22 protein-coding genes, 1 tRNA gene and 1 pseudogene are annotated in these 19691 nt (G+C 67.4%); 16 read left to right on the top strand and 8 right to left on the bottom strand.

The window, feature by feature from the left end:
* Position 1: 1 nt before the first annotated feature.
* From JC881_RS08450 to JC881_RS08435, 4 genes are all read left to right on the top strand, one after another.
* A complete protein-coding gene (locus JC881_RS08450; RefSeq protein WP_198785265.1) occupies positions 2–637 on the top strand; it encodes an L-threonylcarbamoyladenylate synthase in 636 nt (211 codons plus the stop codon).
* A gap of 47 nt (positions 638–684) precedes the next feature.
* A complete protein-coding gene (locus tag JC881_RS08445; RefSeq protein ID WP_198785264.1) occupies positions 685–1356 on the top strand; it encodes a site-2 protease family protein in 672 nt (223 codons plus the stop codon).
* 12 nt (positions 1357–1368) lie between these two features.
* On the top strand, positions 1369–2709 hold the full coding sequence (locus tag JC881_RS08440) for a tryptophan--tRNA ligase (protein ID WP_198785263.1): 1341 nt from the start codon (positions 1369–1371) through the stop codon (positions 2707–2709).
* Between the two features lie 75 nt (positions 2710–2784).
* Entirely contained in the window at positions 2785–3381 is a 597-nt protein-coding gene (locus JC881_RS08435) for a LuxR C-terminal-related transcriptional regulator (RefSeq protein ID WP_013543036.1), read from the top strand.
* 139 nt (positions 3382–3520) lie between these two features.
* Here the strand turns inward: JC881_RS08435 and shkS are convergent, their stop codons facing one another.
* Positions 3521–4936, bottom strand: a complete 1416-nt coding sequence (shkS, locus tag JC881_RS08430; protein ID WP_198785262.1) for a surface-behavior sensor histidine kinase ShkS — start codon at positions 4934–4936, stop codon at positions 3521–3523.
* Between the two features lie 258 nt (positions 4937–5194).
* On the opposite strand from shkS, the pseudogene JC881_RS32320 reads away from it, so the two are divergent.
* The 4 genes and pseudogenes from JC881_RS32320 to JC881_RS08415 all read left to right on the top strand — a co-directional run.
* A pseudogene (locus tag JC881_RS32320) lies at positions 5195–5344 on the top strand (VOC family protein); the annotation flags it as partial.
* Complete coding sequence (locus JC881_RS08425; protein WP_198785261.1) at positions 5338–5739, top strand: phage holin family protein; 402 nt, start codon at positions 5338–5340, stop codon at positions 5737–5739. The pseudogene JC881_RS32320 and the gene JC881_RS08425, both read left to right, overlap by 7 nt.
* A 206-nt stretch (positions 5740–5945) precedes the next feature.
* Positions 5946–6731, top strand: coding sequence for a response regulator transcription factor (locus JC881_RS08420; protein WP_198785260.1), 786 nt, complete (start codon positions 5946–5948; stop codon positions 6729–6731).
* 104 nt (positions 6732–6835) lie between these two features.
* Positions 6836–7261: a YXWGXW repeat-containing protein gene (locus JC881_RS08415; RefSeq protein WP_198785259.1), complete on the top strand. Its 426-nt coding sequence runs from the start codon at positions 6836–6838 to the stop codon at positions 7259–7261.
* A gap of 58 nt (positions 7262–7319) precedes the next feature.
* Here JC881_RS08415 and JC881_RS08410 read toward each other — a convergent pair.
* The 5 genes from JC881_RS08410 to JC881_RS08390 form a co-directional block, all read right to left on the bottom strand.
* Positions 7320–7409 (bottom strand) — tRNA-Ser (locus tag JC881_RS08410).
* Positions 7410–7475: 66 nt separating this feature from the next.
* Positions 7476–8807 (bottom strand): serine--tRNA ligase, encoded by a 1332-nt coding sequence (serS, locus tag JC881_RS08405; RefSeq protein WP_198785258.1) that lies wholly within the window; start codon positions 8805–8807, stop codon positions 7476–7478.
* A gap of 52 nt (positions 8808–8859) precedes the next feature.
* Positions 8860–9825: a threonine/serine dehydratase gene (locus tag JC881_RS08400; protein WP_198785257.1), complete on the bottom strand. Its 966-nt coding sequence runs from the start codon at positions 9823–9825 to the stop codon at positions 8860–8862.
* A complete protein-coding gene (gene ispH / locus JC881_RS08395) occupies positions 9822–10790 on the bottom strand; it encodes a 4-hydroxy-3-methylbut-2-enyl diphosphate reductase (RefSeq protein ID WP_198785256.1) in 969 nt (322 codons plus the stop codon). Before ispH ends, JC881_RS08400 begins: the two co-directional genes overlap by 4 nt.
* A gap of 55 nt (positions 10791–10845) precedes the next feature.
* Positions 10846–11289, bottom strand: a complete 444-nt coding sequence (locus JC881_RS08390; protein ID WP_198785255.1) for an FKBP-type peptidyl-prolyl cis-trans isomerase — start codon at positions 11287–11289, stop codon at positions 10846–10848.
* A gap of 129 nt (positions 11290–11418) precedes the next feature.
* Between JC881_RS08390 and radC the strand changes: the two genes are divergently transcribed.
* Both radC and JC881_RS08380 read left to right on the top strand, forming a co-directional pair.
* Positions 11419–12096 (top strand): RadC family protein, encoded by a 678-nt coding sequence (gene radC, locus JC881_RS08385; protein WP_198785254.1) that lies wholly within the window; start codon positions 11419–11421, stop codon positions 12094–12096.
* Complete coding sequence (locus JC881_RS08380) at positions 12096–12752, top strand: Smr/MutS family protein (protein WP_198785253.1); 657 nt, start codon at positions 12096–12098, stop codon at positions 12750–12752. The genes radC and JC881_RS08380 overlap by 1 nt, the downstream gene beginning before the upstream one ends.
* Before the next feature lie 121 nt (positions 12753–12873).
* On the opposite strand, the gene JC881_RS08375 is transcribed toward JC881_RS08380, so the two are convergent.
* Both JC881_RS08375 and JC881_RS08370 read right to left on the bottom strand, forming a co-directional pair.
* Entirely contained in the window at positions 12874–14097 is a 1224-nt protein-coding gene (locus JC881_RS08375) for an NAD(P)/FAD-dependent oxidoreductase (RefSeq protein ID WP_198785252.1), read from the bottom strand.
* A gap of 32 nt (positions 14098–14129) precedes the next feature.
* Positions 14130–14549 (bottom strand): group II truncated hemoglobin, encoded by a 420-nt coding sequence (locus JC881_RS08370; RefSeq protein WP_093437920.1) that lies wholly within the window; start codon positions 14547–14549, stop codon positions 14130–14132.
* Positions 14550–14696: 147 nt separating this feature from the next.
* On the opposite strand from JC881_RS08370, the gene JC881_RS08365 reads away from it, so the two are divergent.
* From JC881_RS08365 to JC881_RS08340, 6 genes are all read left to right on the top strand, one after another.
* Positions 14697–15254 (top strand): hypothetical protein, encoded by a 558-nt coding sequence (locus JC881_RS08365; RefSeq protein ID WP_198785251.1) that lies wholly within the window; start codon positions 14697–14699, stop codon positions 15252–15254.
* 147 nt (positions 15255–15401) lie between these two features.
* Positions 15402–16229, top strand: a complete 828-nt coding sequence (locus JC881_RS08360; RefSeq protein WP_013543072.1) for an ABC transporter substrate-binding protein — start codon at positions 15402–15404, stop codon at positions 16227–16229.
* Between the two features lie 171 nt (positions 16230–16400).
* The gene (locus JC881_RS08355) at positions 16401–17096 is read left to right on the top strand and encodes an amino acid ABC transporter permease (RefSeq protein WP_198785250.1); all 696 of its coding nucleotides are present in this window, start codon (positions 16401–16403) and stop codon (positions 17094–17096) included.
* 13 nt (positions 17097–17109) lie between these two features.
* Positions 17110–17844: an amino acid ABC transporter permease gene (locus JC881_RS08350; protein ID WP_198785249.1), complete on the top strand. Its 735-nt coding sequence runs from the start codon at positions 17110–17112 to the stop codon at positions 17842–17844.
* Positions 17841–18584: an amino acid ABC transporter ATP-binding protein gene (locus JC881_RS08345; RefSeq protein WP_198785248.1), complete on the top strand. Its 744-nt coding sequence runs from the start codon at positions 17841–17843 to the stop codon at positions 18582–18584. Before JC881_RS08350 ends, JC881_RS08345 begins: the two co-directional genes overlap by 4 nt.
* Positions 18581–19582: an isopenicillin N synthase family dioxygenase gene (locus JC881_RS08340; RefSeq protein WP_198785247.1), complete on the top strand. Its 1002-nt coding sequence runs from the start codon at positions 18581–18583 to the stop codon at positions 19580–19582. Before JC881_RS08345 ends, JC881_RS08340 begins: the two co-directional genes overlap by 4 nt.
* Positions 19583–19691 lie beyond the last annotated feature (109 nt).

Genomic DNA, 19691 nt, shown 5'->3' with positions numbered 1-19691 from the left:
TATGGCCCAGTACTTCGAAGTCCACCCCGAGAACCCGCAGCAGCGATTGCTCAAGCAGGCCGCCACGCTGCTCGCGCGCGGCGAGATCGTGGCGGTGCCCACCGACTCCAGCTACGCGCTGGCCTGCCACCTGGACGACAAGGACGCGGTCGACCAGCTGCGCCGCATCCGCCAGGTCGACGAGAAGCACCACCTGACCCTCTTGTGCCGCGACCTGAGCGAGCTGGCCAACTACGCGCGCGTCGACAACAAACAATACCGCTTGCTGAAGGCCGCGACGCCCGGCCCCTACACCTTTCTGCTCGAAGCCACCAAGGAAGTGCCGCGCCGCGTGAGCCATCCGCAGCGCAAGACCATTGGCCTCCGCGTACCCGATCACAAGGTGCTGCTGGAGCTGCTCGCGCTGCACGGCGCGCCGCTCCTGGCCACCACGCTGATCGCGCCCGGCGAAACCGAGGCGCTGAACGATGCGCAAACTATTCGCGAACGCTTCGAAAAGCAGATCGGCGCGGTCATCGATGCGGGCGCCTGCCCGTCGCAGCCGACCACCGTGGTGGACCTCACGCCCATGGGCACGGGCGACGATCCGGTCGTGGTGCGGCAGGGACGCGGGACGCTCGCGGTGCTCGGTCTGTAGAAAGAAGTTGGAACCGATAACTAATGCTCGTCTGACACAATCGCCCAGTGGATATTTCCAATCTCATACAGACCGTCCTGATCTACGCACTGCCCGTGATCTTCGCGATTACCGTGCACGAGGCGGCCCACGGCTATGTGGCTCGCCACTTCGGCGACAACACCGCCGAGTCGATGGGCCGGGTCACCCTCAATCCGATGAAGCACATCGACCCCATCGGGACCATCCTGATGCCGTTGATGCTGTACTTCGCGACCTCGGGCGCGTTCCTCTTCGGCTATGCCAAGCCGGTGCCGGTGAACTTCGGGCGGCTGCGCCATCCCAAGCGCGACATGATCTGGGTGGCGCTCGCGGGGCCGGTGTCGAACTTCATCCAGGCCATCCTCTGGGCGCTCGTGCTGGTGGCGCTGGTCGCGGCCGGCGTCGATGAAACGTTTTTCATCAAGATGGCGCAGGGCGGCGTGCTGGTCAACCTCGTGATGTGGGCCTTCAACCTGTTTCCGCTGCCCCCGCTCGACGGCGGGCGCGTGCTGGCCGGGCTGCTGCCCAGCGGGCCCGCACAGAATTTCCTCGCGCGCATCGAGCCCTATGGGTTCTTCATCGTGATGGCGCTCGTGCTCGCCGGTGTCGTCAGCACCTTCTGGCTGCGCCCGCTGATGGACGTCGGCTACTTCGTCATCAATCTGCTCATCACGCCGCTCAAGGCATTGCTGCTCTAAGTCTGTCGTTCCATGGCCTCGTCTTCTTCCGCTCCCCTGCGCGTCCTGACCGGGATCACCCCGTCGGGCACGCCCCACCTCGGCAACTACGTCGGCTCGATCCGCCACTCGGTGCGGCAGAGCGTCGCGCCCGGTGTCGAGAGCTTCTTCTTCCTGGCCGACTACCACGCGCTCATCAAGGTGCAGGACCCGGCGCTGATCCAGCGCTCCACGCTGGAGATCGCCGCGAGCTGGCTGGCCTGCGGGCTCGACCCGGAGCGCGTGACCTTCTACCGCCAGTCGGACATCGCCGCGATTCCCGAGCTCACCTGGTTCCTCACCTGCGTCACCGGCAAGGGCGTGCTCAACCGCGCGCATGCCTACAAGGCGCAGCTGGACAAGAACATCGCCAAGGGCGAGGACCCCGACGCCGACGTGACGGCCGGCCTCTTCATGTACCCGGTGCTGATGGGCGCGGACATCCTGATGTTCAACGCCCACAAGGTGCCCGTGGGCCGCGACCAGGTGCAGCACATAGAGATGGCGCGCGACATGGCACAGCGCTTCAACCACCAGTACGGCGAGCACTTCACGCTGCCCGAGGCCGAGATCGACGATGCCGTCGCCACCCTGCCCGGCCTGGACGGCCGCAAGATGAGCAAGAGCTACGGCAACACGATCCCGCTGTTCGCGTCGCGCGCCTACCTGCAAAAGCAGATCGCCAGCATCGTGACCGACTCGCGCGCGCCCGGCGAGCCCAAGGAGACCGAGGGCTCCGCACTCTTCCAGATCTACCAGGCCTTCGCCGACGCCGACGAGACCCAGATGCTGCGCAAGGCCTACGCCGACGGCATCGGCTGGGGCGACGCCAAGCAACTGCTGTTCGAGCGCATCGAAGTCGAAGTGGCGCCGCTGCGAAAGCGCTACGAGGCACTGATGAGCGAGCCGGCGGAGATCGAGCGCATCCTCCTCATCGGCGCGGAGAAGGCCAGCGCGCTGTCGCAGCCCTTCATGACGCGTCTGCGCCACGCGGTGGGCCTGCGCAACCTCGCGGCGGGCCGCGACAAGGGCAGCGCCAAGGCGGCCAAGGTCGCCAAGCCCAGCTTCAAGCAGTACCGCGAGCGCGGCGACGGACTTTTCTATTTCAAGCTGCTCGATGCGCGCGGCGAAACCCTGCTGCAGAGCCGTGGATTCGCCTCGCCGCAGGAAGCCGGCCGTACCATCGCGGTCTTGCAGGCCGAGCGCGGTGCGGCGCTGGCCGCGTTGGCCGCGTTGGCCGAGCAGTTGGAGCCCATCGACACAGAACAAACACGCGCCGTGACAGAGGCGCTGGAGGCATTGGCGGAAGCAACGACCACGACAGATGGCAGTTGAACCGGCAAGGGCCCATCGGCTTATCCGCCGGTGAGCGAGACGAGAGAAGACGGTGCGATCACAAAGGAAGAAAACATGAGCATTTATGTCATCGACGACCACCCCCTGATGCGCGACGCGATCGTGATGGTGTTGCGACGCCTGCGACCCGCCGAGAACATCGTCGAGCTCGAGCGGCTCGACAAGCTCGCAAGCTCGGTGCAGCAGCGTGGCGCGCCTACCCTCTTTTGCCTGGACCTGAAGCTTCCGGACACGAATGGCGTATCGGGCGTGATCGCGGTCAAGCAGGTCTACCCCAACGTGCCGATCGCCGTGTATTCGGCGGCACCGGCCGCGGACATGGAAGACGCCTGCATCGAAGCGGGCGCCGACACCTACATCGAGAAGTCGGCCAGCTCCAATGAGTTGGCAGCCGCCCTGCGCGGCCTGCTGATGGCGGGCTCCGAAGAGGCCGACGAGCCACCGCTGGCGAGCAGCAAGCTCTCCAAGCGCCAGACGCAGCTGATCGCCATGCTCGACAAGGGCATGAGCAATCGCGACATTGCGACCGACCTGGAAATCAGCGAGCACACGGTGAAGGTTCACCTGTGGCGCCTGTTCCGTCGGCTCGGAGTGAAGAGCCGCACGCAGGCGCTGCACTACGCCCGCACCAACGGATTGCTCTCGGGCTGAACAGGCTCGCCCCCAGGCTGCGCGCACTTCGTGTCGCTTCGCCACCCCCCCACCGGGGGCAACACCTGCGGCCCGGCAGAGCCGGTTCCGCGGTGTTCCTCGAACGGACCCGCGCCTTTGTGCGCGGTTTTTTTTCGGCTCAGCCGCCCGAGGCGCTCACGCGCGCCTGGGCCACGGCTTCGTCGGCGTCGTGCAGCGCCACGCGGAACACGCTGCCGCTGCCCAGCCGCGAGCGCACACTGATCGGGTGCCCCAACACGTGCGAGAGCCGTGCCACGATGGCCAGGCCGAGGCCGAAGCCGTCGGACGTGCCGGCGTGGTCGGCCACCTTGTAGAACTCCAGGAACACATCGCGCAGGTGCTCGGGCGCGATGCCGATGCCCGTGTCCCACACCTCCACGCGCATGCCGTCGCGCGTCTGCCGCGCGGCCAGCAGCACGCCGCCTTCGGTCGTGTACTTGATGGCGTTGGCCAGCAGGTTGCCGATCATGCGGCGCACGCGGATCGGGTCGGTGAGGAACGAGCCCTCGGCCACATGCACGCGAAAGTCCAGGCCGCGGCTTTCGGCCACTGGGCGGTACTGCAATTCGAGGTCGTGCAGCAGCTCGGAGATGTCGACGCGCTCGATGTGCAGCCGCACCTGGCCCGAATCGATGCGCGCGAGGTCGAACATCGAATCGAACAGCGCATTCACCGCGTGCGTGGCACGCACGATCTTGGGCGCCAGCTCGAGCACCAGCTCGGGCTCGTTGCGCAGCCAGTCTGCGTAGAGCGACAGTGCGAGCACCGGCTGGCGCATGTCGTGCGCGGCGCTGGCCAGGAACCGGTTCTTCATCGCCACCGCCGAGACCGCCGCCTGCCGCTGCTGCGTGAGCGACTTGATCAGGATGTGGTTGTGGAACAAGAGCTCCAGGCTGTTGCGCGCTGTCTCGTGGATGTGGCGCCCCGCCCGCAGCAGCAGGAACCAGTGCAGGATCGGCAGGATCGGCATCAGGTAGCCGTACTGGAACTGCGGCTGGTGCAGGTTGATGGTGATCAGGCGCAGCAGCACCGCGCCCAGCATCGTGATGAACAGCGTGTTGACGTAGCGCTTGAGCAGCGGCGGATGCAGCGCGAGCCCGTTGAGCGGAAAGGTGCCCACCCCGGCCACGATCAGCCAACTCATGAACTGGTTGACCTGCGGCGTGCGCTCGAAGAACAGCAGGATCGACAGCCCCCACACCACCGCACTGGTGCTCCAGATGAAGCCGTAGCGTTCGGTGAACTGCTGCTGCGCCACCGAGCTGCGGCCGGCGTAGCGCACCGCGTAGACGCGCGCCCCCCAGGCGCGGCAGGCCGTGGCGATGAAGCCGGCCAGGAGCCACGTGAGCAACTCCCAGCGCGGCACGTAGGCCCAGTTCAGGCCCACCATGGCCGGCATGAGCGCCGCGGACACGATGTAGGAGCCGCGCGCGGAGCGCATCAGGCTGCGGATGAGTTCGCCGCGCACCCACGATTCGGCCTCGTCGGCCGAGGCCGGTGCCGGTGTCAAGCTCGCGATCGACGGATTGGCCATATGGCGCAGGCCCCTTGTTCTTGTCCGGCCATTGAAGATGGGCCCCATGCAGAGGCACCGAGAGATGGCGATATTAACGGGCCGCCAGCCATTGTTTCCCAAGGTAACCGCAGAAGATCGATCGCCATAATCCGCAGAGATCCGGGGATTCACCGAACAAGAAGGAACCCACCCGCGTGCTGCCCCATGTTTTCGTCGGCGTGAGCGACTTCGAGCGCGCCTTCGGTCGCTACACGGCGCTCATGGGCGAGCTGCGACGGCGGCACCTGCGATGGTCCGCCAGGACCGATGCTCCACCACCACGCGGACTACCATGGCGCCTGCTTCCGCGATCCGGACGGCAACAAACTCTGCGTGTGCTGCCACACCCCACCCGACACCTCACCCGACACGCCACCGACATGCTGAACAACATCACCCCCTTCCTCGTCCACTGGGCCATCACCGGCGTCTCGCTCTGGGTGGCCAGCCTCCTGTTCCGCGGACTCAGGTTCGACAGCACCGGGGCGCTGGTGGTGTCGGCGCTGCTGCTCGGGCTGGCCAACGCGATCGTGAAGCCGCTGCTCATCGTGCTCACGCTGCCGCTGACGCTGGTGACCTTCGGGCTCTTCCTGCTGGTCATCAATGCGCTGATGATCCTGCTGGTGGCCGGGCTGGTGAAGGGCTTCCGGGTCTCGGGCTTCTGGACCGCGCTCTTCGCGAGCATCTTCATCTCGCTACTGAGCATCGTGATCGGCTCGTTCGTCACCAGCGACGACCCGGCTGAAAAGGTCCAGATGCCGCAGAGCGGCAACTGGCTCTGAGCTTTGAGGACGCCGCGGCAAGGCCTGCAAGGGCCTTGCCAGGCCTCCGATGGAATCGCGTTCCATACGGTCGACAACATCGACCAATTCGCGGCCTCAGCGCGGCTATTGCTCTCTTTTACGCGCCAAAGCATTGCCGGCATGCGCTGCTTCGTCCAAGATGGGCTACGGCTCCGCGAGGCGCCGCGTGAAAGCAAGGGGATGGAATGCGCATAGCAATACTCGACAACGAGCGGGATCGGCTGCGGCTGGTCTGTCACACCGCAACGAGCCTCGGACACGAGTGCCATGAATACACGGACGGAACCGCGCTCCTGCAGGCGATGCAGGCGCAGCGTTTCGATCTGTTGATCTTCCACTGGCGCCTGCCGGGCATCGACAGCCCGGCGCTGGTGAAGACGATACGGCGCGCCGCCGCCAACCGCCTTCCGATTCTTTTCATGACCCCCAGGGCCGACGCCGCGGACATGGCGATGAGCCTTCATGCCGGTGCCGACGATTTCCTGATCGCGCCCATCTCCGGCGCCGAACTCGAAGCGCGCATCGGTGGACTGCTTCGCCGCTCCTATCCCGCGCTGCACGAGCCCCAACTGGTCTTCGGGCCCTACCAGTTTCTTCCGGCATGGCGCACCGTCAAGGTCCGCGGCCGGCGCGTCGAACTGCGGCACCGCGAGTACGACCTGGCGCTGTTTCTCTTCCGGAACATCGGGCGCCTGCTGTCGCGGGAGCACCTCTACGAAGAGATCTGGGGGGCCGACTTCGAAGTGCATTCGCGCTCGCTCGACACGCACCTGTCGCGCGTGCGGGCCAAGCTGGACCTGCGGCCGTCCAATGGCTTCATGCTGGTGGCGCTGCGCAGCTTCGGGTACAGGCTCGACGTGATCGAGGGCGCCGCGCATGCGGAGGCGGCACCGACAGCGCGGCAGCCACGGGCTACGATCCAGGCGCGCACCGCGCAGATGCCAGACATCGTCGCCGGGCCCGCGCCTTAGTCCGGCAGACGCCGCCCCCGGCTGCTTGGGTCGAGGGACATCCCTGTCTTCGTTTTTCGCCCCGCTGCGTTGTGAAGGTCCAGTCATAACAAAACGGGACTCTCATGAGGATCACGCACATCCTGCTGGCCGCCACGATGGCCGCAACGACCTTGCCTTCACTGGCGCAGGTGTCCGTCAACATCAACGTGCCCGGCATCGTCCAGCTGCCCCCGCCTGCCCCGCGCTATGAAAGCCTGCCGCGCCCCCGCTCCGGGCAGGTCTGGGTGCCGGGACGCTGGCAATGGAACGAACGCGCCTACGCCTGGCGCCCGGGCTACTTCGTGGCCGCGCGTCCGGACTACGCCTATGCGCCGGGCCAATGGGTGCGCGCCGATGGCGGCTGGCGCTGGAGGGATGGCGACTGGCGCCGTGCGGAACGCCGCGACAGGCGCCATCGCGATGATCGCTACGAGCGCCACGACCGGCACCATGGCCACGACGACGGCTACCACTGCCCGCCGGGACAGGCGAAGAAGGGCCGCTGCTGAGCGGGCCGCCGCACCTGTGAACAGGCAATAAAAAAGCGCCCAGGGGGCGCTTGTTTATTGGAGGAGAGGGAGGGATTCGAACCCTCGGTACTATCGCTAGTACGCCTGATTTCGAGTCAGGTACATTCGACCACTCTGCCACCTCTCCGGTGCTGTCGAGCCTGCGATTATAGCGGATAAAAACGGGGCTTTTGAAGCCCCGGCCCTCAGGCTTTCAACCGCGCAACAGTTCCAGTCCGCCCAGATACGGCCGCAGCGCGGCAGGCACATTGATCGAGCCGTCCTCGTTCTGGTGGTTCTCCAGCACCGCCACCAGCGTGCGCCCCACCGCCAGGCCCGAGCCGTTGAGCGTGTGCACGAGTTCGTTCTTGCCCTGCGCGTTCTTGAAACGCGCCTGCAGCCGGCGCGCCTGGAAGGCTTCGCAGTTCGACACCGAGCTGATCTCGCGGTACGTGTCCTGCGCCGGCAGCCAGACCTCCAGGTCGTAGGTCTTGGTCGCGCCGAAACCCATGTCGCCGGTGCACAGCAGCACCACGCGGTACGGCAGCTCCAGCGCCTGCAGCACGGCTTCGGCATGGCCGGTCATCTGCTCGAGCGCGTCGTAGCTCTTCTCGGGGTGCACGATCTGCACCATCTCGACCTTGTCGAACTGGTGCTGGCGGATCATGCCGCGCGTGTCGCGCCCGGCGCTGCCGGCTTCGGAGCGGAAGCACGGCGTGTGGGCCGTGAGCTTGATCGGCAGTTGCGCCTCGGGCACCACCTCGTCGCGCACGAAGTTGGTCAGCGGCACTTCGCTGGTCGGGATGAGGTACAGCGCCGAGTGATCGGGCGCGGGTTCGCCGTCCTGGCCGCCCTTCTTCGCGGCGAACAGGTCGCCTTCGAACTTGGGCAACTGGCCGGTGCCGCTCAGCGTGGCGGCGTTGACGATGTAGGGCACGTAGCACTCGGCGTAGCCGTGCTTCTCGGTCTGGGTGTCGAGCATGAACTGCGCGAGCGCGCGGTGCAGCCGGGCGATCGGCCCCTTCATCACGGTGAAGCGGGAGCCCGCGAGCTTGGCGCCCATCTCGAAATCGAGCCCCAGCGGCGCGCCGAGGTCCACATGGTCCTTCGCGGCGAAGGCCAGCGGCGTGGCGTTGGCACCGGCGCCGCCCTGCGGGCTCCAGCGGCGCATCTCGACGTTGCCGGTCTCGTCCTCGCCGATCGGCACGCTGGCGTGCGGCAGGTTGGGCACGGCGAGCAGCAGCGCCTGCAGCTCGGGCTGGATTTCTTCGAGGCGCTTGGATTGCGATTCCTGCTCGGCCTTGAGCGCGTTGACCTCGGCCATCAGCGCATCGGTCGATTCGCCCTTGGCCTTGAGCGGACCGATCTGCTTGTTCAGCGCGTTGCGGCGCGCCTGGATTTCCTCGGTGCGGGTCTGGACCGTCTTGCGCTCGGCCTCGAGCGCAGTGAACGCCGACACGTCGAGATAGGGCTGGTTTTTCTTGCGTTTTTCGAGGCCGGCCACAGCGGAGGCCAGGTCTTTTCGGAGCAGGGTGATGTCGAGCATGAGGGGATTTTAGGTGGGCGCGACGCGCGCGCCCTCCCCCGGCCCGAGGACCTCAGGCGACCGTGGCCGGATCGACGTTCGCCCCGCAGATGATCAGGCACACCTTCTCGCCCTCGCGCGGCACATAGGCGCCGGTCTGCAGCGCCGCCAGCGGCAGCGCGGCGGCCGGCTCCACGGCGAGTTTCAGTTCCTTCCACAGCCACTGCTGCGCGGCGCGGATGGATTCGTCGGACAGCAGCAGCGCATCCTGCACCTGCTGCTGCGTGATCTCCCAGGAGATCGCGCCGATGCGCCGCGCGCCGAGCGAATCGGCCGCGATGCCGCCCACGTCGACATCGACCTGCTCGCCGGCTTCCCGCGCGCGGAACAGCGTCGGCGCCTTCTCGGGCTCCAGTGCCACCACGCGGGCGCGCTTCTCGAACCAGCCGGCGAGGCCGCCGATCAGGCCGCCGCCGCCCACGCTCACGAGCACCGAGTCGGGCAAGCCGCCCTGCGCTTCGATCTCATGGCCCAGCGTGCCGGCGCCGGCCACGACTTCGGGCTGGTCGTAAGCGTGCGTGAGCAGCGCGCCGGTTTCCTTCTGCCGCGTGAGGCACGCGGCCAGCGCATCGGGATACAGCTCGCCGACCACGACCACTTCGGCGCCCAGCGCCCGCAGGCGCGCGCGCTTGGCTTCGGGCGAAACGCCCGGCAGGAACACCTGGCAGCGCACGCCCAAGGCTTTGGCAGCGGCCGCCGTGGCGATGCCGGCATTGCCGCCGGACGCCACGACCACGCCGCTCTCGGGAATGTCGTTGGCCAGCAGCCGGTTCATCATGCCGCGCGCCTTGAAGCTGCCGCTCACCTGCAGGTGTTCGAGCTTGAGCCACACCTCGACGCCCGGCGCGGTGCCCAGGCCGAAGGCGGATGCGGGCAGCTTCCACAGCGGCGTCTCGCGCAGGAATTCGCCGGCGCGCTCGCGCAGCCTGCGGGAAGCGCTCTCGATCTCGGAGCGCCAGTGGGTCGTTTGCATGTTCAAGAGATGTGTCCCGGAGGCGGAATGTCGTCGAGCTTGAGGCCCTTGGGGAGCGGAAACTTGATCGTCTCCTCGATGCCGTCCATCTTGCGCACCGACACCGCGCCGAAGGCCCGCACGCGGTCGATCACCTCGCGCACCAGCACCTCGGGCGCCGAGGCGCCGGCCGTGAGGCCCACGCGGCCCTTGCCCTCGAACCACTCGGGCTTGAGCTCGTCGGCCGAGTCGACCATGTAGCTCTCGGTGCCAAGGCGCTGTGCGAGCTCGCGCAGCCGGTTGCTGTTGGAGCTGGTGGGGCTGCCCACCACGATCACGAGGTCCACCTGCGGGCTCATGATCTTCACCGCGTCCTGGCGGTTCTGCGTCGCGTAGCAGATGTCCTGCTGCTTGGGCTCGCGCACGCTCGGAAAGCGCGCGCGCACCGCGGCGGCGATCTCGGCGGCGTCGTCCACGCTGAGCGTGGTCTGCGTGACGACCGCGAGCTTGTCGGTCTGCGCCGGCGCGACATTCGCGACGTCGGCCACGTCTTCCACGAGATGGATGCCGCTGGAGAGCTGGCCCATCGTGCCCTCGACCTCGGGGTGCCCCTTGTGGCCGATCATGATGAATTCGTAGCCCTCTTTGGCGAGCTTGGCCACCTCCACGTGCACCTTGGTCACCAGCGGGCAGGTGGCATCGAAGATCTCGAAGCCGCGGTCGCGCGCCTCCTGCTCCACCGCCTTGCTCACGCCGTGCGCGCTGAACACCAGCGTGGCGCCGGGCGGCACGTCGGACAGTTCCTCGATGAAGATCGCGCCCTTGGCCTTGAGCTCGTTCACCACGTAGGTGTTGTGCACGATCTCGTGGCGCACGTAGATCGGCGCGCCGAACTTGGCGATGGCGCGCTCGACGATCTCGATGGCGCGGTCCACGCCCGCGCAGAAGCCGCGCGGCTCGGCGAGGATGACTTCCTCGATACCGGGGTTCATTCGGCAACCTCCGCGCTACGCGCTGCGGCATTCGCCTTGGGAGCGGCCCGGCGGCTCATAGCACCCCGATCAATCGGACTTCAAAAGTCACGGGTTGTCCGGCCAGTGGATGGTTGAAGTCGAAGCGCACCGCGGTCTCGCTCGATTCGATCACCGCGCCCGCATAGCTGCCCGTGCCATCGGGCGTGGGGAACTGCACCACGTCGCCGACCGCGTATTTCTCGTCGGGGTCGCCCATCTGCGCGAGCAGCTTCTTGGCCACCCACTGCTGCATCTCGGGATTGCGGTCGCCGAAGGCCTCGCCGGCGGGCAGCTCGAAGGTGGCGTGCGTGCCCTCTTTTAGGCCCATCAGGCGCTGCTCCATGGCAGGCGAAAGCTCGCCGGTGCCCAGCGACAGGGTCGCGGGCTTGTCGGCGAAGGTGTTGATGATGTCGCCCGCCGGACCGGCGAGCCGGTAGTGCAGGGTCAGGAAGGAGCCGGAAGTCACGACGTGGGACATGAGAGCAACGGAGGTAGGCAAAGACAAGGTGGGTGTCCCGATAAACTGGACTGCATTTTACGGACGGGGCGCTTCCACCCGTTCCGCCCAAGGTTTCCCCGGCTTTCCCAACATTCCCCCCAGGTTCCGATGGCTTTCAAGGATCTCCCCGCCAACGCCCGCCCGCGCGAAAAACTCATCGCCCGAGGTGCCGCCGCGCTGGCCGACGCCGAACTGCTGGCGCTGCTGCTGCGCACCGGCGTGCCGGGCAAGAACGTGCTGCAGATGGCGCAGGAGTTGCTCGAGCGCTTCGGCGGCCTCTCGGGCCTGCTGCACACCGGTCCCGAGGAGCTCAAGCTCGTCAAGGGCATGGGGGGCGATGCCAAGCGCGCCGAGCTCATCGCGGTGCTCGAGCTGGCGCGCCGCGCCATGGCCGAGCAGCTCAAGGAGCGCACGGTGTTCGATTCGCCCGAGGCGGTCAAGCAGTATGTGCAGCTGCACATCGGCTCGCGGCCGCACGAGGTGTTCGCGGTGCTGTTTCTCGACGTGCAGCACCGGCTGATCGTGCTGGAGGAGCTGTTTCGCGGCACGCTCACGCAGGCGAGCGTCTATCCGCGAGAAATCGTCATGCGCGCCCTGCACCACCAGGCCGCGGCCGTGGTGCTGGCGCACAACCACCCGAGCGGCGCCATCGAGCCCTCGCGCGCCGACGAGTCGCTCACGCAGACGCTCCGGGCCGCGCTCTCGCTGGTGGACGTGCGCGTGATCGACCATGTCATCGTGAGCCCAGGCCAGAGCTTCTCGATGGCCGAAAAAGGATTGCTCTGATGGCCTCGCGTCCCCCTTCGATCAAGAACCTCGCCGACCTCAAGCAGGTGCAGCGCGTGCTGGCCGAGGCGCGCGAGCGCGAAGCGGCCGAGGCCGCGGCCAAAGCCGCCGCCGAGCGCAAGCGCGCGGCCGAGAAAGACCTGTTCGCGCGCGCCATCGGCGCCACCGAGCCGCTGCGCCGCAAGGCCGCGGTGCCGCTCGCGCCCGAGCCGCCCGCGCCGATCCCGGTGCAGCACCAGTTGGACGAGCAGCGCGTGCTGCGCGAATCGCTCTCCGACGAATTCGACGTGACCACGCTGCTGGACGTGGACGACGCCATGAGCTTTCGCCGCCCCGGCATCGGCACCGACGTGACCGCGCGGCTGCGCAAGGGCGACTGGTCGATCCAGGCGCAGGTCGATCTGCACGGCCTGCGCAGCGACGAGGCGCGCGAGGCGCTCGGCGCTTTCATCCGCACGTCGCACAAGCAGGGTCTGCGCTGCGTGCGCGTGGTGCATGGCAAAGGGCTGGGCTCGCCGGGCAAGCAGCCGGTGCTCAAGACGAAGACGCAGCGCTGGCTGATCCAGAAGAACGAGGTGATCGCGTTCGTGCAGGCCAAGCCGGCCGAAGGTGGTGCCGGGGCGCTGGTGGTGCTGCTGGCGCCCGTGCGCCGCTGACTTGCTCCTTCCCCTTCCGGCGGAAGGCCGGGAGGGGGGCGAGCGGCCTTTGAACAGGCTGCGGCGCATCGATCGCCATCGTGCCCCATCCCACCCCTCTCCCCACCGGGGGAGCAATGCACTACGCCAGGTGATTCTTCAACGGTATTGACGCATCCGCAATCGCCACCGGGTCAGGGCTGCGGCCCGCTTCAAGGAGCTTGCGGCTCATCATGTGATCGACCGGCGCATTGACCGATTCGACGCACGCGAGCTGCCCGTCGACATAGTGGAACAGCGAGAACGCTTCGGGCTTGGGACCGGGGCGGCGCACGCTGGTGAGACCCGGCGTGCCTTCGGCCGGCATCAACCCCACCATCTGCAACCGCATGGCGCCCTGGTCGGACCAGAACCACGCGACGGCATCGTGCGGTCGCGGCGCGCCGGTCAGCGTGGCGACTGCGGTGCGTGCCTGGTCGTTCGCGTTTTGCACCGATTCGAGCCGCAGCGCGCGGCCCGCGCGGCGATCGGGAAAGCGCGTGCAGTCGCCCACGGCGAGCACGTCGGCGGCGCTGGTCTGCATGTGGCCGTCGACCACGATGCCGTCGGCGCACTCGATGCCCGCGGCCTGCGCCAATGCGGTCTCGGGCACGGCGCCGATGCCGAGCAGCAGCAGGTCGACCGGCTGCTTTGCGCCGTTGACCTGGACCGACACCAGCCGATCGCCCTCGACCTCGAATGCGCCGGTCTGCGCGCCGAGCACGATGTCGATGCCCGCTGCTCGGTGCGTCGCGAGCACGTGCGCCGACAACTCGGGCGAGACGGCCCGGCCCAGGAGGCGCGGCGCGCTCTCGATCACCTGCACCCGCTTGCCGAGCGCCTTGGCGGTGGCCGCCACTTCGAGGCCGATGAAGCCGCCGCCCAGCACCGTGACCTGCTCCGCATTCGCAAGACGTTCGCGCAGGCGATGCGCCTCGTCGGCGGCGCGCAGGCTCGCAACGTTTTCAAGGCCCTGCTTCAGGTCGGGCATCTGGCGCGCGCGCGTGCCGGTGGCGAGCACCAGCCGTTCCCACGGCAGCACCGCGCCCGAGCGCAGTGTGACGGTGTGCGCCTCGCGGTCGATGGCCACGGCCGCATCGCCCAGGTGCAGCGTGATGCCCGCTTCGCGGTACCAGTCGGCGGCCTTGTGCGGCTGCGTGGTTTCCTCGGCACTCTTGAGGAAGGCCTTCGACAGCGGCGGCCGGTGGTACGGCTCGCAAGCCTCCTCGCAGACGAGGTGCACGCGCGCGCCCTGCCCGGCTTCGGCCAGGCCCGCGCAGAGCTGGGCCGCGGCGTGGCCGCCGCCGATGATGACGATGGGGTTCATGAGGGAGAGTCTTTCGGAAGTCGGGGTCTGTTTTATTCGCCGCGGTTGCGCATCCAGTCGGCGGTCTGGAAGAAAGACGTACGCAAGCGCGCGCGCAAATCATCGGGCACGCCGGTCTCGCCCATCGCCTGGTCCATGCACGCGAGCCACTGGTCGCGCTCCTTGATGCCGATGCTGTGGCCGCCAATGCTCTGCGGCAGGTGGCGCGCGCGCAGCATCGGATGGCCGAAGCGGTCGGTGTAGTGCTGCGGCCCGCCGAGCCAGCCGCACAGGAACCAGAAGAGGCGCTGGCGCGCGTTGTCCAGGCTCGTGCCGTGCACGGCGCGCAGTTGCGCGTACGCGGGTTCGAGGTCCATCAGGTCGTAGAAGCGCTCGACCAGCGCTTCCACCTTCGGTTCGCCGCCGATCCACTCGAAGGGCGTGCCGGCGGGCGGCTTTTCTTGAATCTGCATGGGCGGGAGTATGGGATATCGAGGGGCGGCGAAGGTGCGGGCCCTCGCCGCGAATTTAACCCAGCCTTGGAAGCCGCAACGGCACAATGCCCTTCGGTGCGGCGAGCCGCCTCGCCGACGAAACCGGCCGGCAAAGGAAACCAAGCCATGGGGAGCTATGCGGAGCTGTATTTCACGGATGCCGGGATCAAGCCGGCACAAGGAGAGCTTTCCGATGACGCGCCGTACCTGCTGTCCGGGCACCACCTTCCGCTGCTGTGGCTCTCCCTGTTCCAGCGCGAAGACATCATCGACCTGCCCGACCCTGACGAACCCGACAGCCCGTGGCCTTACCTGGTGGCGCCCCGCACGCAGGCCATGGCCACGCTCGCCGCAAGGCGCGCGCTGTTGAGCACCCGCTTCCCCGGCTTGAAGCCGCTGTGGTTCGACCAGTTCGCGGCGATGCTGGCGCAAGCCCCTTTCGCCTTCGTTCATCTGGACACCATGGAGATCGGCTCGATGATCGCCACGGGCCCCGAGTGGCGGCGAATCCTCGAACGACTGCTGGGCGTGTTCGACACCGACGCTGCCCGCGCGGAAGCTGGCTGGCGCCAGTTCGACGCAGGCTTCATCGGCCCCTACCAGGGAAAGGATGCCGACAAGCCATGGACCTATTGCGGCAGCGGCGGCGCGGGCTCGCCGATGCCGTGGGACCCGCCCGAATGACTCACGCGGGTCTGTTTGAAACCACGATGAATGCGTCCGGCCATCGGCATCGCCGTGCGTATATGCATATCGCGATTGACGATTTAGTATCCCCAGCGCTTCTTGTTATGGTTCGGCCCTGAATTTCCATCCGGAGAGAGAACAACCATGCGTCACACCCTGCTCGCCGCGGCCCTTGCCGCTTCCACCTTCCTCTTGGGCACCGTCGCCCACGCGGACCAGCTCGCCGACATCAAGAAAAAGGGCGAGCTCGTGGTCGGCGTGCTCGGCACCGACGAGCCCGCCACCTTCGTCGATCCGAAGACGCGCCAGATCGTCGGCTACGAAGTCGACCTGGTGAACGCCATCGCCAAGAAGATCGGCGTGAAGCCGGTGCTCAAGCAAATCGCCGTGGCCGCGCGCATTCCCGAGCTGCAGCAGGGCCACGTGGACCTGGTGGCCGCGGGCCTCACGCACAACAAGGAGCGCGAGGCGCAGATCGACTTCTCGCTCACCACCTTCGTGACCGGCCAGAAGGCCATCGTGAAGAAGGACAGCGGCATCGCCGACATTCCGCAACTGGGTGGCAAGAAGGTGCTGACCATCCGCGGCGGCACGCAGGAGCCCAACATCCGCAAGGCCGTGCCCACGGCCGAGGTCGTGACCTTCGACACGAGCCAGCAGGCCTTCCAGGCCCTGCAGCAGGGCAAGGGCGTGGGCTACGTGGACGACGAGGCCGCGCTGCTGCGCAGCTACGCCAAGCTCGGCCCGGCCAAGGCGCAGTACGTGGTGCTCAAGCAGAACCTGAGCACCGAGGCGCTGGCCATCGGCATCAAGAAGGGCGAGAGCGGCCTGAAGGCGGTGGTGGACGATACGCTGCGCGAGCTCGAGAAGTCGGGCGAGGCGCAGAAGATCTTCGTGAAGTGGTACGGCCCGACGACCGCCTCGGGCTTCGAGACGCGCGACTTCAAGTTCGATAGCGACAAGATCGACTGACCCTGCCTTTGCATTTCTCCTTCCCCTTCCGGGGGAAGGCCGGGATGGGGGCAAGCGGCCTCTGAACACGCCGCGGCGCATCGATCGCCGCCGTGCCCCCACCCCAACCCTCCCCCAGCGGGGGAGGGAGCTTGAGCCCCACCCTCCGCGACGGTGATACTGTCGCCCCCCATGCCCCTGTTCGACTATTCCTTGCTGCTGACCGGCAAGTACCACGACATGCTGGTCGCGGGCCTCCTGCTCTCGCTGCAGTTGCTGGCGGCCTCGCTCGTGCTGGCGCTGCCCATCGCGCTGGTGGTGGCGCTCCTGCGCCTCTCGCCAATCGCGCCGCTGCGCTGGCTCGGCTTTGCGTACGTGGAGTCGATCCGCAACATCCCGCTGCTCGCGCACATGCTCTTCTGGTATTTCGGCGCGCCCGAGCTGCTGCCCGATGGCATCAAGCAATGGCTCTATGCGGGGCACATCGAGGCCTACAGCGCCATCGTCGCGCTCGCGCTCTACACGGCCGCCTTCATGGCCGAAGACATCCGCAGCGGCATCCGCGCGATCCCGACGGTGCAGTTCGAGGCAGGCCGCGCGCTGGGCTTCAGCTACCTGGACACCATGCGCCGCGTGGTGCTGCCGCAGGCGCTGCGCGTGACGGTGCCGCCGCTCATCTCGCAGACGCTGAGCCTCTGGAAGAACACCTCCATCGCCACCGTGATCGGCGTGGCCGAGCTCATGTACCAGGCCGGGCAGGTGGAGAGCGCGACCTTCCGCAGCTTCGAGTCGTTCGCGTTCGCGAGCGCGGCGTACCTGACGGTGTCGCTGGCCATCACGGGCTTGGCGACCTGGTACCACCACCGCTTCCCGGTGCGAACGATCTGAGGACGCCCGCGCGATGCTGCAGATCATCAACGACTACTGGGTCTACTTCCTCATCGGGCAGTACCCGAACGGCCCGCTCGGCGGGCTGGTGCTCACGCTGCTGCTGGCCTCGTGCGGGCTCGTGCTCGCGCTGCCGCTGGGCATCGTGCTGGGTCTTGCGCGCGTGAGCCCGTGGCGGTGGCTGCGCTGGCCGGTGACGGGCTTCGTGTTCGTGGTGCGCGGCCTGCCCTTGCTGATGGTGATCTTCTGGGCCTACTTCTTCCTGCCCAGCGTGACGGGCGTGAAGACCGACCAGTTCACCACCATGCTGATCGCGCTGGTGATCTTCGATGCCGCCTACCTCGCCGAGATCGTGCGCGCCGGCATCCAGGGCCTGCCGCGCGGGCAGATGGAGACCGCGCGCGCATTGGGCCTCGGCTACTTCCGCGCGATGCGCCTGGTGGTGCTGCCGCAGGCGCTGCGCAGCATGCTGCCTTCGCTCGTGAACCAGTTCGTCTCGACCATCAAGGAGACGTCGCTCGGCTACATCATTGGCCTCGCGGAAGTGTCGTTCATCGCGACGCAGATCAATACGCAGGTGTTCACCAAGCCGGCGCAGATCTACCTGATTTTGGGTGGCACGTATTTCGTTCTTTGCTTCGGGCTGTCGCGCTTCGCCTATTGGCTGGAGCGCCGGCTCGCGCGCCGCGGCATGTCCACCATCGCTTCCACTTCCTCCTCCGCCTCGGCCCCCAAGGTGTCCGCATGATCGAACTGCAGAACGTCAACAAGTGGTACGGCAGCTACCAGGCCCTGGTCGACATCAACGAGACCATCCACAAGGGCGAGGTCGTCGTGGTGTGCGGGCCCTCGGGCTCGGGCAAGTCGACGCTGATCCGCACCTTCAACCGGCTGGAGCCGATCCAGTCGGGCCGCATTCTTTTCGACGGCCAGGACATCCATGCGCCCGGCACCGACGTGAACGCGTTCCGCTCGCGCATCGGCTTCGTGTTCCAGCAGTTCAACCTGTTCCCGCACCTCACGGTGCTGCAGAACTGCACGATGGCGCCGACGCAGCTGCGCGGCCTCACGCGCAAGGATGCCGAGGAGCGCGCGATGGCGCTGCTGCAGCGCGTGGGCCTGGCCAACAAGGCCAATGCATGGCCGAGCGAACTCTCGGGCGGCCAGCAGCAGCGCGTGGCGATCGCGCGCGCGCTCGCGATGCAGCCGCCGCTGATGCTCTTCGACGAACCCACCAGCGCGCTCGACCCCGAGATGGTCGGCGAGGTGCTGCTGGTGATGCGCGACCTCACGCGCGACGGCATGACCATGGTCTGCGTGACGCACGAGATGGGCTTCGCGCGCGAGGTGGCCGACCGCGTGATCTTCATGGACGAAGGCAAGGTGCTGGAACGCGCGACGCCCGACGACTTCTTCAACCGGCCGCAGCATCCGCGCGCGCAGCAGTTTTTGTCCGACATCCGCTCGCCTTTCTCGAGAGACGCATGACCGACGCATCCCTTCCCCTCATCGACGTCGCGCCGCTCGTGGCCGGTGCGCCCGGGCGCGACGAGGTGGCCGCGCAGATCGGCGCCGCCTGCCGCGCGCACGGCTTCTTCTACGTCACGGGCCACGGCGTCGATGCGGCGCTGGTGCAGCGACTCGAAGTGCTGAGCCACCAATTCTTCGAGCTGCCCGAGGAAACCAAGATGCAGTGGCGCATGGCCCTCGGCGGGCGTGCGTGGCGCGGCTTCTTCCCGCTCGGCGGCGAGCTGACTTCGGGCCGGCCCGACTGGAAAGAAGGGCTTTACCTCGGCACCGAGTTGCCCGCCACGCACCCGCTGGTGCAGGCGAAGACGCCGGTGCATGGGCCCAACCTCTTTCCCGACGTGCCGGGCTTTCGCGAGACCATCCTCGAGTACATGGCCGCGGTGACGCAACTCGGCCATCGCCTGATGGAAGGCATCGCGCTGAGCCTCGACCTGCCCGCTGCGTACTTCGCCGAGCGCTACACGGCCGATCCGCTGATCCTCTTCCGCCTCTTCAACTACCCCTCGCAGCCCGTGCCCGAAGGGCTCGACGTGCAATGGGGCGTCGGCGAGCACACCGACTACGGGCTGCTCACGATCCTGCACCAGGACAACGTCGGCGGACTCGCGGTGCATACGCCGGGCGGCTGGATCGACGCGCCGCCGATCGCCGGCTCCTTCGTCTGCAACATCGGCGACATGCTCGACCGCATGACCGGCGGGCTCTACAAGTCGACGCCGCACCGCGTCAAGCGCAACACCTCGGGGCGCGACCGGCTGTCGTTTCCGCTGTTCTTCGATCCGAACTTCGAGACGCGCGTGCAGCGCATCGAGGGCCTCGCGGGCGCACAGGCGCTGGACGACAGCGCCGAGCGCTGGGACCGCGCCAACGTACACGCCTTCAGCGGGCGCTACGGCGACTACCTGCTCGCGAAGGTCTCGAAAGTGTTTCCGCAGCTGCGCGACGAAGTGCTCTGAGCCGGGCTCGCGCGAGCGGCGCTCGGAGATTGCGCACACCGCTGGATTTCTTGCCTGTTCCTCTGAGGGCGCACGCTTTTTGTGGATCGCGCACGGGCCCGCGGGTAGA

It is taken from the genome of Variovorax sp. IB41, from assembly GCF_016405905.1.
GTDB lineage: Bacteria > Pseudomonadota > Gammaproteobacteria > Burkholderiales > Burkholderiaceae_C > Variovorax.
The sequence above is the reverse complement of the archived record's forward strand: the minus strand, read 5'-3'. Positions and strand labels throughout refer to the sequence as shown.